This is a genomic window from Modestobacter sp. SYSU DS0290, assembly GCF_054050955.1.
In genome coordinates, this window is sequence record NZ_JBJHAI010000007.1 from 1 (window position 1) to 13,972 (window position 13,972).

Genomic DNA, 13,972 nt, shown 5'->3' on the forward strand with positions numbered 1-13,972 from the left:
CCCCCCCCCCCCCCCCCCGCCCCCCCCCCCCCCCCCCCCCCCCCCCCCCCCCCCCCCCCCCCCCCCCCCCCCCCCCCCCCCCCCCCCCCCCCCCCCCCCGCCGGTGTCCCACCTCCCGGCGGCCCGTATCGTGTGGCCGCCGGCGACGCGCACCCCAGCCCCCTGGAGGACCCGATGGGAGCCCGGACCACCCGCGTGGGACGGCGCCCGGTGGCCGCCGCCGCGGCCGCCGCGGTGCTGGCCCTGCTGCCGGGGTGCTCCACCGACGCCGGCACGGAGGCCGCGGCGACGACGAGCGCCGCCGCGACCGGCGCCCCCGGGTCGTTCCCGCTGCCCCCGGACTGGCCGGTGGAGAGCATGCCCGTGCCGCCCGGCGGCTCGACCGAGGACACCTCCACCGCGGCGGACTCCCCCTCCTTCGTCGTCTTCGACGTGACGGTCGAGGAGGCGATGGACTTCTACCGCCAGCAGCTCCCCGCCGAGGGCTGGCAGCTGCTCACCGACACCGCCGACCCCACGGCGCTCACCGCCGAGCACCAGGGCGTGCAGGTGCTCGTGCTGGGCTCCACCGACCCCGAGGTGGTCAGCGTGGTGCTCACCCACCCCGGGGCCTGAGCACCGGCGGGTCGCCGGTCATCAGCTCCGCGGCCCGCTCGCCGAGCATGACCGCGGTGGCCGCCGGACCGCGCGAGGTCACCCGCGGCATCACCGAGGTGTCCACCACCCGCAGACCGCGCACGCCGCGCACCCGCAGGTGCTGGTCGACCACCGCCCCGGGGTCGCCCTCCGGTCCCATCCGGGCGGTGCCGGCCAGGTGGATCGCGGTCGCCAGGTGCCGGCGGGTCCAGCGGTCCAGCTCGCGGTCGTCGGCCAGCACGTCGTCGGGCAGGCCGGTCCGCTCACCGACCAGGGGGGCGAACGCCGCCGTCCGGAGCAGCTCGGCGGCCAGCCGCACCACCTCGCGCATCCGGCGCCGGTCGGACTCCGCCGTCAGGTAGCGGTGCTCGATCCGCGGCGGCACCGTGGGGTCGGCGCTGACCAGGCCGAGGCGGCCCCGGCTGTCCTCCTGCTGCAGCGCGACGGCGAGGAAGAGGTCGTCGCGCCGCCGGGCCTGGTCGAGCACCCGGTGCAGCGAGGCGCCCCGCAGCGCCCGCAGGGTGGCTCCCGGGCGCCTCAGCGCCTCGGCGACCGGCGAGCCCGGCGCGCGGTCCAGCAGCACCCGGCTGAACGGCTTCAGCCAGGGCATCACCTCGAGGTCACCGGGGGTCGCCGAGCCCGTCGACGTCGTGTTCAGCGCGCTGGACAGCGGGAGGAGGCCCCGGGGGGCGGCCAGGCGCCGGCGCGGCTGCCAGGTGACGTAGAGGTCGGGGTGGTCGGTGAAGTCCGCGCCCACTCCCGGGGCGTGCACCCGCACCTCGATGCCGGCCGCCCGCAGCTGGTCGGCCGGGCCGATGCCCGAGAGCATGAGCAGCTGCGGCGTGGCCACCGCACCGGCGGCGAGGACCACCTCCTCGGCGTGCACCGCCCCGTGCTCGGTCTGCACCCCGATCGCCCGGTCCCCCGAGAACAGCACCCGGGTCACCCGGGTGTCCCCCCGGACGGTGAGCAGCGCCGCCCCCCGCCGCGGCGAGAGGTAGGCCATCGCGGTGTTCACCCGGACGCCCCCGGTCACGTTGACCGGCAGCGGCCCGTGCCCCGGCGCCCCGTCGGCGTTCTTGTCCGGCTCGGCGGGGAACCCCAGCTCCGCGCAGGCGGCGGTGAACGCCTCGGCGATCGGGTGCCGGGCCACCACCCGCCGGACCGGCATCGGGCCGCTATCGCCGTGCGCCGGGGAGTCGGGGTGGTCGGCGTCGGTCTCCGAGCGCCGGAACGCCGGCAGCACCGCGTCGTAGGACCACAGGTCGTTGCCGGCGGCGGCCCAGCCGTCGAAGTCCGCCCGGGTGCCGCGGACGAAGTAGGTGCCGTTCACCGCGCTGGAGCCGCCCAGCACCCGCCCGCGGACCACCGGGTAGCTGACGTCCTCGGCCAGCTGCGCGGTGTAGGTCCAGGTGGCCGGGTGCCCGGGGGTGACCGCACCCAGCACGGCGGCGTCGCGCAGGGCCGGCGGGAAGTCCGCCGGCTGCGGGTGGTCGGCGCCCGCCTCGAGCACCAGCACCCGCCGGCCGGCGTCGACCAGGCGGGCCGCCAGCGCGCACCCGGCCGAGCCCGCACCCACCACCACGACGTCCCAGCCGACGGCGTCCCAGTCGCTGTCCCCGGAGCCGGTCACCCCGCCGACGCTAGGCGACGCGACCCGCCGGCGCCCTCAGGTCAGGCGGACCGCGTCGTCCCCCGCGGGCCGGACGCGCCCTTCGGTGCGCAGCTTGGCCAGCGTCGCCCGGGTCGACTGGGCGGCGGCAGGCCGCACCGCCCGGGGGACGTCCGCGTAGACCTGCGCGACCAGCTCGGCGACCGTCCGCGGCCCCTCGGCCAGCGCGCTCAGCAGCTGCTGCTCGCGGTACGCCCGGTGGGCGAGGTAGTACTCGACGACGGCGCCGGGGTCGGCGGTCAGCTCCGGTCCGTGCCCGCAGTAGAGCGCGGCCGGGCCGAGGTCGTGCAGCCGGCGCAGCGACGCGAGGTAGGCCAGCACGTCCCCCTCCGGATGGGTGACCACCGACGTGCCCCGGCCCAGCACGTGGTCGCCGACCAGGACGGCGCCGGAGTCCAGCCGGAAGGCCAGGTGGTCGGCGGTGTGACCCGGGGTCGGCACGACCTCCAGCGTCGTCCCGGCCAGCCGCAGCCGCTCCCCCGGCGTGAGCACGCGCCCGCGCGGGCCGGCCACCGCCGCCGTCGCGGCGGCCACCGGTGCGTCGAAGCACCGCCCCCACGGCAGCGCCGCCTCGGCGTGGTCGCCGTGGTGGTGCGTGACCAGCACCGCCACCACCCGGGCGTCCCGGACCGCCAGGGCCGACTCGACCGCGGCGAGGTGGGTGGCGTCGTCGGGCCCCGGGTCGACCACCACCGCCTGCCCACTGCCCGGCTCCCCCACCAGGTAGGTGTTGGTGCCGTCGAGCGTCATCGGCGAGGGGTTGGGCGCCAGCACCCGGGTCACCAGCGGCTCCGGGTCGGCGGTGCGGGGCAGCTGCCCGGGCGCGGGCAGCCCCCATCCGGCCCTGGGGTCCGGTGGCGCGGTCACCCCGGCACGCCGGCCCGTCCGCCCGCGCACGGTCAGCAGCCGGAGATCGAGACGCCGCGGGCACGCAGCCAGGGCACCGGGTCGACCTGGCCGCTGTAGAGCCGCCCGCCGGGGTGCACCTCGAAGTGCAGGTGCGGCCCGGTCGACTGGCCCCGGTTGCCGACCTCGGCGATCTGCTCGCCGGCCCCGACCCGCTCACCCTCGGAGACGAAGTACCGGTGCACGTGGCCGTAGACGGTCACCGCGCCGTCGTCCCCGAGGACGTAGACCGCCAGCCCGAAGCCGGTGGCGGGACCGGCGCGGACGACCGTGCCGGTGGTCGCGGCGTACACCGGCGTCCCGATCGGCGCCGCGATGTCCACCCCGAAGTGGGTCACGCCCCAGCGGGCGCCGTAGCAGCTGCTGGTCCGGCCGCTGGCCGGGCGCACGTACCCCTTGCCGCCGCCGGTGTCGCGGCCGGAGACGACCTGGTTGCGGGCCGCCGCCGCCTCGGCCTCGGCAGCCGCCCGGGCCCGGGCCGCCGCCTCCTCCTCGGCGCGCTTCTGCGCCTGCCACGCCTCGAAGGCGTTCCGCTCGCCCTGCAGCTGCAGCAGTCGCACCTGGGCGTCCTGCAGCTGCTTGTCCAGCGCCGCCTTCTGCGCGGCGACCTGCCCGACCGCGGCCTCCTGGGCGTCGAGCTGGGCGTCGGCCTCCGCCTTGGCCACCGCCGCCTGCTCCTCGGCCGCGGCCGCCTCGTCGCGGGTGCTGCGTGCCGCGGCCTCCGCGGCCGCCTGCTGCTGCTCGGCGGCCTGCAGGGCACCGAGCACGTCGACCTGGTGGTCGGCGACGTACTGCAGCGTCGCCGCCTTGCGCACCAGCTCGCCGGGGCCCGCCACGTCCAGCAGCGCCGCGGCGCTGGTCAGCGAGCTGCCGTTCATGTACGTGTCGCGGGAGAAGTCCGCGATCCGGCCCCGCGCGTCGGTCACCGCGGTGACGGCGGTGGCCAGCTCCTGCGCGGCCTGGTCGGCCGCCGCCTGGGCGAGCTGGCGGACCTCCTCCGCGGCCAGGTAGGCCGTGCCGGCCGCCTCGGCGAGGAACTGCGCGCGCTCGAGCTCGGACTCCGCGGCCGCGACCAGGCCGGCGATCCGGCCGACCTCGGCGGCCGCCTGGTCCTGCGCCGACTGGGCCTGGCCGAGCTGCTCGTCACTGGGGTTCACCGGCTCGGCGAGGGCCGGCCCGGTGCCGGCGGCGAGCAGGGCTCCGGTCAGGGCCAGCACGAGCAGCCGGGCCCGGGCGCCCGAGCGGCGCCGGGCGGGCACCGGCGTCGACGCGCGGAAGGAGCGCAGCGGGTGCTGCGGCATGGTCGCTCCCTGGGGGAAGAGGGATGGACGTTGGGCTGAGCGAGGCTCGCACCGGCACCATCTGTCACAAAGGCAACACGCGGCGCAGTGGGATCCCGCGGACGAGAACGCAACGTGAGCGACCGAACGCGTCGAGTTGTCGACTTCGTCCCGCGCCGGGATCCAGGACACCACAGGATCGGAATGGGCGCCGCCCCCCGGGCGCGTCGTCCCCGGGGTGTCCGGGGGGACGCCGGTCAGCCGCGTGCGGGGCGCTGCAGCTCCTCCGCGAGCTGGGTCAGCTCGTCGCCACCGGCCATCATCGTGGTCAGCTGCTCGGGGCTGACCTCCCCCTTGGCGAAGTCGCCCATGCTCCGGCCGCGGTTGAGCAGCAGGAACCGGTCCCCCACCGGGTGGGCGTGGTGCGGGTTGTGGGTGATGAAGACGACACCGAGGCCGCGGTCACGGGCCTGGGCGATGTAGCGCAGCACCACGCCGGCCTGCTTGACCCCGAGCGCCGAGGTCGGCTCGTCGAGGATGAGCACCCGGGCACCGAAGTGCACGGCCCGGGCGATCGCCACCGACTGGCGCTCACCGCCGGAGAGGGTGCCCACCGGCTGCTCCGGGTCGCGGATGTCGATGCCCATCGCGGCCAGCTCCCGCCGGGTGACCTCCTTGGCCGTCGCCCGGTCGAACCGGCGGAACGGGCCCCAGCCGACGGTGGGCTCGGAACCGAGGAAGAAGTTCCGCCAGATCGACATCAGCGGGATCATCGCCAGGTCCTGGTAGACCGTGGCGATCCCGGCGTCCAGCGCGTCCCGGGGAGCCCCGAAGGTGACCGGGCGCCCGTCGAGCAGCAGCTCGCCCCGGGTGGGCCGGTGCACGCCGGAGAGCACCTTGATCAGCGTGGACTTGCCGGCGCCGTTGTCACCGAGCACGCAGGTGACCTCACCGGCCCGCACGGTGGTGGAGATGCCGTCCAACGCGATGACCGAGCCGTAGTGCTTGCCGATGTCGCGCAGCTCGAGCAGCGGCGCCCCGTCCACCGGGGCCCCCCCGGCAGCAGTGCCCATCGCGGTGCTCACCTCCGGGCCTGCTCGGCGTAGCGGCGGACCAGCCGGTTGCTGAGCACGGCCAGCAGCAGCATCGCGCCGAGGAAGAAGTAGAACCAGTCGGCGTCCCAGTTCAGGTAGACGATCCCCTGCTGGGTCATGCCGAAGACCAGGGCGCCCAGCGCCGCCCCGATCGCGGAGCCGAACCCGCCGGTGAGCAGGCAGCCACCGATCACCGCCGCCACGATGTAGATCAGCTCCTGCCCGGTGCCGGTGTTGGCCTGCACGGCGGTGAGCCGGACCGCGGTGATGGTGCCGACCAGCCAGCCCGCGGCCGCGGTGGTCATGAACAGCGCGATGGTGGTCCGCCGGGCGGGGACGCCCACGTTCCGGCTGGCGACGTCGTCCCCGCCGGTGGCGAACACCCAGTTGCCGAAGCGGGTGCGCAGCAGCACCCAGCTGGCCACGGCGGTGACGCCCAGCCACCACAGCACCGCCACCCGGAACGGCTGCCCGAAGACCTCGATCGTCGAGGCGAACACCAGCTCGGCGAGGTGGTACCCCGGCGCGTCGGCCAGCCCGCGGACGATCACCGTGCCGGTGAACAGCTTGGTCAGCCCCAGGTTCAGGCCCTGCAGCATCAGGAAGGTGCCCAGGGTGATGATGAAGCTGGGCAGGCCGGTGCGGGTGACCAGCCAGCCGTTGAGGAAGCCGATCACCAGCGCCACCACCAGCGCGACACCGATGGCGACCCAGATGTTCTGCTCCAGCTGGACCGCGACGATGCCGACGGTCAGCGCGCTGGCGCCGGTCATCACCCCGGCGGACAGGTCGAAGTGCCCGCCGATCATCAGCAGCGCGACCGCCACCGCCATGATGCCCAGCGTCGAGGCGACGTCGAGCCAGTTCGCGATGCCGCTCAGCGAGCGGAACACCTGCGACTGCGACGCGAAGAAGGCGAAGATCACCACCGCGCCGATCAGCGACCCGAGCTCGGGCTTGACCAGCAGCCGCCGCCACCAGCTGACGGCGGCCACCCGCTCGTCGACGCGCGGCGGAGCACCCGCCGGCGTCCCCTGCGCCACCCCCACCGACCCCTCCCTGCTCAGCGCGTGCCCTCCGCGGCGAGGTCGGCGATCTCGTCGACGTTGGTCGAGTCGACGATGCCCGGGCCGGTGAGCACCGGCTGCCCACCGCCCACGGTGTTCAGGTTGTCCGCGTACAGCTTGAGCATCACCACGGGCAGGTAGCCCTGCTCGTACTGCTGCTGGTCGACGGCGAAGGCGATCGAGCCGTCCTGGATCGCGGCGATCACGTCACCGTTGAGGTCGAAGGTGGCGATCTCGGCGTCGGAGGAGGCGTCCGACGCGGCCGACGCCGCGACCGAGGCGACGGCGGAGTTCAGCGTGAGGACGGCGTCGATCGACGGGTCGCTCTGCAGCTGGGAGGTGATCGTCGACTGCGCGGACTGCAGGTCGTTGATGTCCACCTGCAGCAGGCGGACGTCGCGGCCCAGACCCTGCGAGGCGCCGGCGCACCGCTGCTCCAGGCCGATGTTGCCGGCCTCGTGCACCACGCAGAGCACGTTCTGCGCGCCGTCGGCGGCCAGCCGCTCCCCGGCCCCGCGGCCGGCGATGACCTCGTCCTGGCCCACGTGCCCGATCGCGCCGAACTCCGCGGAGCGGTCCGCGCCGGAGTTGATCGTGACCACCGGGATACCGGCGTCGACGGCCGCGCCGATGGAGTCCTCCAGCGCGTCGGGGTTGGCCATCGAGACGACGATGCCGTCGACCCCCTGGTTGACCGCGGCCTCGATCAGCTGGGACTGGCGCTGCGGGTCGCCGTCGCTCTGGTAGTCGACGGACACGCCCAGGTCGTCCCCGGCGCCCTCGGCCCCCTTCTGCACCACGTCCCAGAAGGCGTCGCCCGCGGAGCCGTGCGTCACGACCGCGAAGCTGTAGTCGCCGTCCCCGCCGGAGGCGCCACCTCCGGAGCCGTCCGTCCCGCCGCCGGAGTTCTCGGTGGAGCAGGCAGCGAGCAGCAGGGGTGCGGCCAGCGCGAGCGCCAGCAGCCGCGTGGATCGGGCCATGTGAGCGTGTCCTCCTGTGTCGCGGCGCAGCGCTGCTCCGCTGGGTCCTCCCCCGGGCGGCCCTGGACTCGGGCGAACCGGGACGAAGTGTGCGGCACCGGGGGAACCGGCGCCCGTCGTAGACCGTTGATCATGCCTCCACCCGCCACCGGCGACGTCAGCGACCTGCCTGCCGAGACCAGGTCGTTGCCGAGAGCGACGACTGCGCGGGTCCACGCCGGGGGACGCGCCTAGGCTCCTGGCCGTGGACGTTCTGGGTTCCGGTCACGAACAGGTCGTCTTCTGCTCCGACCCCGGGTCGGGGCTGCGGGCGGTGATCGCCGTGTACTCCACGGCTCTGGGCCCCGCCCTGGGTGGCACCCGCTTCTTCCCCTACGCCTCCGAGGAGGCCGCCGTCGCCGACGCGCTGGCCCTGTCGACGGCGATGGCCTACAAGAACAGCCTCGCCGGCCTGGACCTCGGCGGCGGCAAGGCGGTGATCATCGGCGATCCGCGCACCGACAAGACCGAGGCGCTGCTGCGCGCCTACGGCCGGTTCGTGGAGAGCCTGGGCGGTCGCTACCTCACCGCCTGCGACGTCGGCACCTACAACGCCGACCTGGACGTCGTCGCCCGGGAGACCCGGTTCGCGCACGGCCGCTCCGAGGCGTTCGGCGGCTGCGGCGACTCCTCGGTGCTCACCGCCTTCGGCGTCTTCCAGGGCATGCGCGCCGCCGCCCAGCACCGCTGGGGCGCACCCACGCTGGCCGGGCGCACCGTCGCGGTGGCCGGCGTGGGCAAGGTCGGCTCACACCTCGTCGACCGGCTGGTCGCCGACGGCGCGTCGGTCGTGGTCACCGACGTCGACCCGGCCGCGGTCGCCCGGGTGCGCAGCCGGCACCCGGAGGTCACCGCGGTCGCCGACACCGCCACGCTGGTGCGCACCCCGCACGACGTCTATGCGCCCTGCGCCCTGGGTGGCGCGCTGGACGACGAGACCGTCGCCGCCCTGCCCGCCCAGATCGTCTGCGGCGGCGCGAACAACCAGCTCGCCCACGAGGGCACCCCGGGACTGCTGGCCGACCGCGGCATCCTCTACGCCCCCGACTACCTGGTGAACGCCGGCGGGGTGATCCAGGTGGAGGACGAGCGGCACGGGTTCTCCTTCGCCCGGGCCGAGGCGAAGACGACGACGATCTTCGACGTCGCCCTCCGGGTGTTCGCCGCCGCGGACGCCGACGGGGTCTCCCCCGCGGTCGCCGCAGACCGACTCGCCGAGGAGCGGATGAGCTCGGTGGGCCGGCTGGCGACCATCCGGCTGCCCCGCTGAACCGCCGTCCCGGGCCGATCGGCGGGTGATCCCGGTCACCGGACCCCTCCAGACGAGGGGGCCGGGGATGCCGACGTGTGCCCGTGACCCATCCGTGTCGTAAGCTCGCTCCAGGACACAGTCACTCAGTCGGGGTCGCCACACGGGCCGTCCAGCCCAGTGCTTGGACGACCCGCACTCCGTCACGAGGGGGTCGAGCCAATGGGGCGCGGCCGAGCGAAGGCCAAGCAGACACGCGTGGCCCGTGAGCTCAAGTACAGCTCACCCAACACCGACCTCACAGCCCTCCAGCGCGAACTCGCTGGTCAGCCGTCGTCGTTCCCCAGCCGGGGGCCCAAGGACGACGACGACGATGAGGACGAGGGCTACGCCGATCGTTGGGCGTCGGACGACGAGGACGACGACTGGGCAGCCAGTCGTTGACCTGCTGACCCGACGGCACCAGCAGCCGTTCGAACGCGAGGACACCGCCGATCCCCCGGGACCGGTGGTGTCCTCGCGCGCCCGAGCCACATGTCGGCCCCCCTGCAGGGCCCCGCTGCGAGCTTGCGAGCAGTGGGGGGCAGGGGGGTCCTTCTTCAGCGGTAGTCGCCGCGGAGGGTGACCGCAGGGGCCGTCGTCGGCGACGCGGCCCCGGTCACCGTGCCGGCGACCCAGGACGGGACGCCGCGGCCGGTGAGCACGGCGACCGCCCGGTCGGCGTGCTCTGCGGCGACGGCGGCGACCATGCCCACGCCGCAGTTGAAGGCCCGCTCGGACTCCGTGCGCGGCACACCGTGCTCCTCGAGCAGTCGCACCGCTGCGGGCAGCGCCCAGGTGCTCCGGTCCAGCTCGGCAGCCAGCCCGTCGGGCAGCACCCGCACGGTGTTGCCGGCCAGCCCGCCGCCGGTGATGTGCGCGTAGGCGTGCACGGTCTCCACGCCGAGCTCCTCGACCAGGGCCAGGCAGTCCCGGGCGTAGATGCGGGTCGGCTCCAGCAGCACGTCCCCCAGCGGGCGGTCCAGCCCGGCCGGGGTGGCGGTGAGGTCGAGCCCGGCGCGGTCGACGACCCGGCGCACCAGCGAGTAGCCGTTGGAGTGGAAGCCGGAGGAGGCCATCGCGATCACCGCGTCGCCGGCCCGGACCCGCTCGGGACCGAGGACGGCGTCGGCCTCGACCACGCCGACCGCGGTGGCCGCCAGGTCGTACTCGTCGGCGTCCATCAGGTCGCCGTGCTCGGCGGTCTCCCCGCCCACCAGGGCGGCGCCCGCCTGCTCGCAGCCGGCGGCGATGCCGGTGACGATCGCGGCGATCTTCTCCGGGACCACCCGGCCACAGGCCACGTAGTCCTGCAGGAACAACGGCTCGGCACCGCAGGCGACGAGGTCGTCGACGACCATCGCGACCAGGTCGACGCCGACCGTGTCGTGCCGGTCCAGCTGCCGGGCCAGCGCGATCTTGGTGCCGACGCCGTCGGTGGAGGAGGCCAGCAGCGGCTTCCGGTACTTCGCGGTGTCCAGGGCGAACAGCCCGGCGAACCCGCCGAGCCCGCCGATCACCTCGGGCCGGTTGGTCCGCTCCACCGCGGCGCGCATCAGCGTGACCGCCCGCTCTCCGGCGTCGATGTCGACGCCGGAGGCGGCGTAGGTGAACTCGCTCACGGCCGGGCCAGCGCCTCGTCCGCGCCGCCGGAGACGGCGGGGCTGCCGGCCTGCTGGCCGGTCCAGCCCGACACGGCGGGCACGCCGTCGCCCAGCGCGCGCCGGCCGATCCCCTCGAGCACGTGCTTGCCCAGCACCTCCGGCTCCCCCAGCGGGATCGGGTACTCGCCGGTGAAGCAGGCGGTGCACAGCCGGTTGGCCGGCTGCTCGGTGGCGGCGATCAGGCCCTGCTCGGAGACGTAACCCAGCGAGTCCGCGTTGATCGAGGCGCGCACGCCCTCGACGTCCAGGCCGTTGGCGACCAGCTCGGCGCGGCTGGCGAAGTCGATGCCGTAGAAGCACGGCCACTTCACCGGCGGGGAGGAGATGCGCACGTGCACCTCGACGGCGCCGGCCTCGCGCAGCATCCGGATCAGCGCGCGCTGCGTGTTGCCGCGCACGATCGAGTCGTCGACGACGACCAGCCGCTTGCCGCGGATGACGTCGCGCAGCGGGTTGAGCTTCAGCCGGATGCCGAGCTGGCGGATCGTCTGGCTGGGCTGGATGAAGGTGCGCCCGACGTAGGAGTTCTTGACCAGGCCCACGCCGTAGGGGATGCCGGAGGCCTCGGCGTAGCCGACCGCGGCCGGGGTGCCCGACTCCGGCACCGGGATGACCAGGTCGGCGTCGACCGGGTGCTCCTTGGCGAGCCGGCGGCCGACCTCGACCCGGGCGGCGTGCACGCCGCGGCCGGAGATCGTGGTGTCCGGCCGGGCGAGGTAGACGTACTCGAAGACGCAGCCCTTGGGCTGGGCCACGGCGAAGTGCTGGCTGCGCAGCCCGTCCTCGTCGATGGCGATCAGCTCACCCGGCTCGACCTCGCGCACGAAGGAGGCGCCACAGATGTCCAGCGCGGCGGTCTCGCTGGCCACCACCCAGCCGCGCTCCAGGCGGCCGAGCACCAGGGGGCGCACGCCCTGCGGGTCCCGGGCGGCGTAGAGGGTGTGCTCGTCCATGAAGGTGAAGCTGAACGCGCCACGCAGGCGGGGCAGCACCTCCATCGCCGCGGCCTCCACCGAGGTGTCCGGCTTCGCGGCGATCAGCGAGGTGACCAGGTCGGAGTCGTTGGTCGCGACGAACGCCCCGGCCACGCCCTCGTCGGCCGCGGCGCTGGCGAGCTCGGCGGTGTTCACCAGGTTGCCGTTGTGGCACAGCGCCAGTCCGGTGCCGGCCTCGGTCGTGCGGAACGTCGGCTGGGCGTTCTCCCAGGTGGACGCCCCGGTGGTGGAGTACCGGGCGTGGCCGACGGCGATGTGGCCGCGCAGGCTGCCCAGCGTCGGCTCGTCGAAGACCTGGCTCACCAGGCCCATGTCCTTGTAGACCACGACCGAGGAGCCATCGGACACCGCGATGCCCGCCGCCTCCTGACCGCGGTGCTGGAGGGCGTAGAGACCGAAGTAGGTCAGCTTCGCGACCTCCTCCCCCGGGGCCCAGACCCCGAAGACGCCACAGGCGTCCTGGGGACCAGGGGAATGGGGATCGAGGTCGTGCGTCAGCCGTCCGTCACCGCGAGGCACTCCCCGAGCGTACCGGCTCCGCCGTCCCGGGTCGGGTGGGACCGCTCACCCGGGTGAGGACGCCGTCCGGAACGCACTGGTCAGCGAGGTGCTCAGGCGATGTTGCCCAGCTCGGCGTTGATCGTCGTGTCGTCGCCGTGCCCGGTGCGCACCACCGTGTCCCCGTGCAGGGTGAGCAGCCGGGCCCGGATGGAGGCCAGGATCGTCGGCTTGTCGCTGTAGGAGCGGCCGGTGGCGCCCGGCCCACCGCAGAACAGCGTGTCCCCGGTGAACACGGTGTTCAGGTCGGCCGAGTGCAGGCAGGTGCTGCCCGGGCTGTGTCCCGGGGTGTGCAGCGCCTGCAGCTGCACCCCGGCCACGGCGAACCGGGTGCCGTCGACCAGGTCACGGTCGGGGGCGGTGTCCGGGTGCACCACGTCCCACAGCATCCGGTCGGCCGGGTTGAGCCAGATGGACGCCGCGGTCTCCTCCCGCAACGCCACGGCGGCGGTGATGTGGTCGTTGTGCCCGTGGGTCAGCACGATCGCCTGCACCCGGCGCCCGCCCACGGCCTCGATGATCGGCTCGACCCGGTGCGGGGCGTCGATGACGACCACCTCGTCGTCGTCGCCGACGAGCCAGACGTTGTTGTCGACGTCGAAGTCCTGCCCGTCGAGGCTGAACACCCCGCTGACGACGGCCCTCTCGATCCGGGCGGTCATCAGAGCACCACCACGGACCGCAGCACGTCGCCGGAGTGCATCTTCTCGAAGGCCTGCTCGACGTCGCCCAGCCCGATCGTCTCGGTGACGAAGTCGTCCAGCGGGAAGCGCCCCTGCAGGTACAGGTCGACCAGCATCGGGAAGTCGCGGCTGGGCAGGCAGTCGCCGTACCAGGACGACTTCAGCGCGCCGCCGCGGCCGAAGACCTCCAGCAGCGGCAGGGTGATCTCCATGTCCGGGCGCGGCACGCCGACCAGCACGACCCGGCCGGCCAGGTCACGGGAGTAGAAGGCCTGCTCGAACACCGCGGGGTGGCCGACGGCGTCGATGGTGACGTCGGCGCCGAAGCCCCCGGTGAGGGACTTGATCGCCTCGACCGGGTCGGTCTCCTTCGAGTTGACCGCGTGGGTGGCGCCGAGCTTCCTCGCCCACTCCAGCTTCCGGTCGTCGATGTCGACGGCGATGATCGTCGTCGCCCCCGCCAGCTTCGCCCCGGCGATCGCGGCGTCACCGACGCCGCCGCAGCCGAAGACGGCCACGCTCTCCCCGCGCTGGACGGCGCCGGTGTTGATCGCCGCGCCGACGCCGGCCATGACGCCGCAGCCGAGCAGCCCGGCGGCCGTGGCCGGCGCCTGCGGGTCGACCTTGGTGCACTGGCCGGAGTGGACCAGCGTCTTCTCGGCGAAGGCGCCGATGCCGAGCGCGGCGGACAGCTCGGTGCCGTCGGCCAGCGTCATCTTCTGCGCGGCGTTGTGGGTGTTGAAGCAGTACTGCAGCTGCCCCTTGCGGCAGGCGCGGCACTCCCCGCAGACCGCCCGCCAGTTCAGCACCACGTAGTCGCCGACGGCGACGTTGGTGACGCCCTCACCCACGGCGGAGACGACGCCGGCGGCCTCGTGGCCCAGCAGGAAGGGGAACTCGTCGTTGATGCCGCCCTCGCGGTAGTGCAGGTCGGTGTGGCAGACCCCGCAGGCCTGCACGTCCACGACCGCCTCGCCCGGACCCGGGTCGGGCACGATGATCGTCTCGATGGTGACCGGTGCACCCTTGCTGCGGGCGACGACGCCCTGGACCTCGTACGGCATGTCCCGGAGCCTAGGTCGGGCCAGGAGCAGGCGCACGACCGCCTCC

The 13,972-nt window shown here is 74.6% G+C and carries 13 protein-coding genes; 3 read left to right on the forward strand and 10 right to left on the reverse strand.

The window, feature by feature from the left end:
- The first annotated feature begins 174 nt into the window (after positions 1-174).
- The gene (locus tag ACI795_RS08155) at positions 175-615 is read left to right on the forward strand and encodes a hypothetical protein (protein WP_457074974.1); all 441 of its coding nucleotides are present in this window, start codon (positions 175-177) and stop codon (positions 613-615) included.
- Here the strand turns inward: ACI795_RS08155 and ACI795_RS08160 are convergent.
- From ACI795_RS08160 to ACI795_RS08185, 6 genes are all read right to left on the reverse strand, one after another.
- On the reverse strand, positions 596-2,269 hold the full coding sequence (locus ACI795_RS08160) for a GMC family oxidoreductase (RefSeq protein WP_457074975.1): 1,674 nt from the start codon (positions 2,267-2,269) through the stop codon (positions 596-598). The genes ACI795_RS08155 and ACI795_RS08160 overlap by 20 nt on opposite strands.
- A gap of 36 nt (positions 2,270-2,305) precedes the next feature.
- A complete protein-coding gene (locus tag ACI795_RS08165) occupies positions 2,306-3,175 on the reverse strand; it encodes an MBL fold metallo-hydrolase (protein WP_457074976.1) in 870 nt (289 codons plus the stop codon).
- A gap of 32 nt (positions 3,176-3,207) precedes the next feature.
- The gene (locus tag ACI795_RS08170) at positions 3,208-4,515 is read right to left on the reverse strand and encodes a M23 family metallopeptidase (protein WP_457074977.1); all 1,308 of its coding nucleotides are present in this window, start codon (positions 4,513-4,515) and stop codon (positions 3,208-3,210) included.
- 236 nt (positions 4,516-4,751) lie between these two features.
- Positions 4,752-5,567: an ATP-binding cassette domain-containing protein gene (locus tag ACI795_RS08175; RefSeq protein ID WP_457074978.1), complete on the reverse strand. Its 816-nt coding sequence runs from the start codon at positions 5,565-5,567 to the stop codon at positions 4,752-4,754.
- Positions 5,568-5,575: 8 nt separating this feature from the next.
- Positions 5,576-6,637, reverse strand: a complete 1,062-nt coding sequence (locus tag ACI795_RS08180; protein WP_457074979.1) for an ABC transporter permease — start codon at positions 6,635-6,637, stop codon at positions 5,576-5,578.
- Between the two features lie 14 nt (positions 6,638-6,651).
- A complete protein-coding gene (locus ACI795_RS08185; RefSeq protein WP_457074980.1) occupies positions 6,652-7,635 on the reverse strand; it encodes a sugar ABC transporter substrate-binding protein in 984 nt (327 codons plus the stop codon).
- 244 nt (positions 7,636-7,879) lie between these two features.
- Here ACI795_RS08185 and ACI795_RS08190 point away from each other — a divergent pair, with 244 nt between their 5' ends.
- Together ACI795_RS08190 and ACI795_RS08195 are read left to right on the forward strand one after the other, a co-directional pair.
- Positions 7,880-8,944 carry a Glu/Leu/Phe/Val family dehydrogenase gene (locus ACI795_RS08190; protein WP_457074981.1) on the forward strand — a complete coding sequence of 355 codons (1,065 nt, stop codon included), beginning with the start codon at positions 7,880-7,882 and terminating at the stop codon, positions 8,942-8,944.
- 201 nt (positions 8,945-9,145) lie between these two features.
- The gene (locus ACI795_RS08195) at positions 9,146-9,367 is read left to right on the forward strand and encodes a DUF3073 domain-containing protein (protein WP_153358526.1); all 222 of its coding nucleotides are present in this window, start codon (positions 9,146-9,148) and stop codon (positions 9,365-9,367) included.
- 155 nt (positions 9,368-9,522) lie between these two features.
- On the opposite strand, the gene purM is transcribed toward ACI795_RS08195, so the two are convergent.
- The 4 genes from purM to ACI795_RS08215 all read right to left on the reverse strand — a co-directional run bounded on the left by purM (position 9,523) and on the right by ACI795_RS08215 (position 13,926).
- Complete coding sequence (gene purM, locus ACI795_RS08200; RefSeq protein ID WP_457074982.1) at positions 9,523-10,584, reverse strand: phosphoribosylformylglycinamidine cyclo-ligase; 1,062 nt, start codon at positions 10,582-10,584, stop codon at positions 9,523-9,525.
- Positions 10,581-12,140, reverse strand: coding sequence for an amidophosphoribosyltransferase (gene purF / locus ACI795_RS08205; protein ID WP_457074984.1), 1,560 nt, complete (start codon positions 12,138-12,140; stop codon positions 10,581-10,583). Before purF ends, purM begins: the two co-directional genes overlap by 4 nt.
- A 92-nt stretch (positions 12,141-12,232) precedes the next feature.
- Positions 12,233-12,841: an MBL fold metallo-hydrolase gene (locus ACI795_RS08210; protein WP_457074985.1), complete on the reverse strand. Its 609-nt coding sequence runs from the start codon at positions 12,839-12,841 to the stop codon at positions 12,233-12,235.
- Positions 12,841-13,926 (reverse strand): S-(hydroxymethyl)mycothiol dehydrogenase, encoded by a 1,086-nt coding sequence (locus tag ACI795_RS08215; protein WP_457074986.1) that lies wholly within the window; start codon positions 13,924-13,926, stop codon positions 12,841-12,843. The genes ACI795_RS08210 and ACI795_RS08215 overlap by 1 nt, the downstream gene beginning before the upstream one ends.
- Positions 13,927-13,972: the final 46 nt, after the last annotated feature.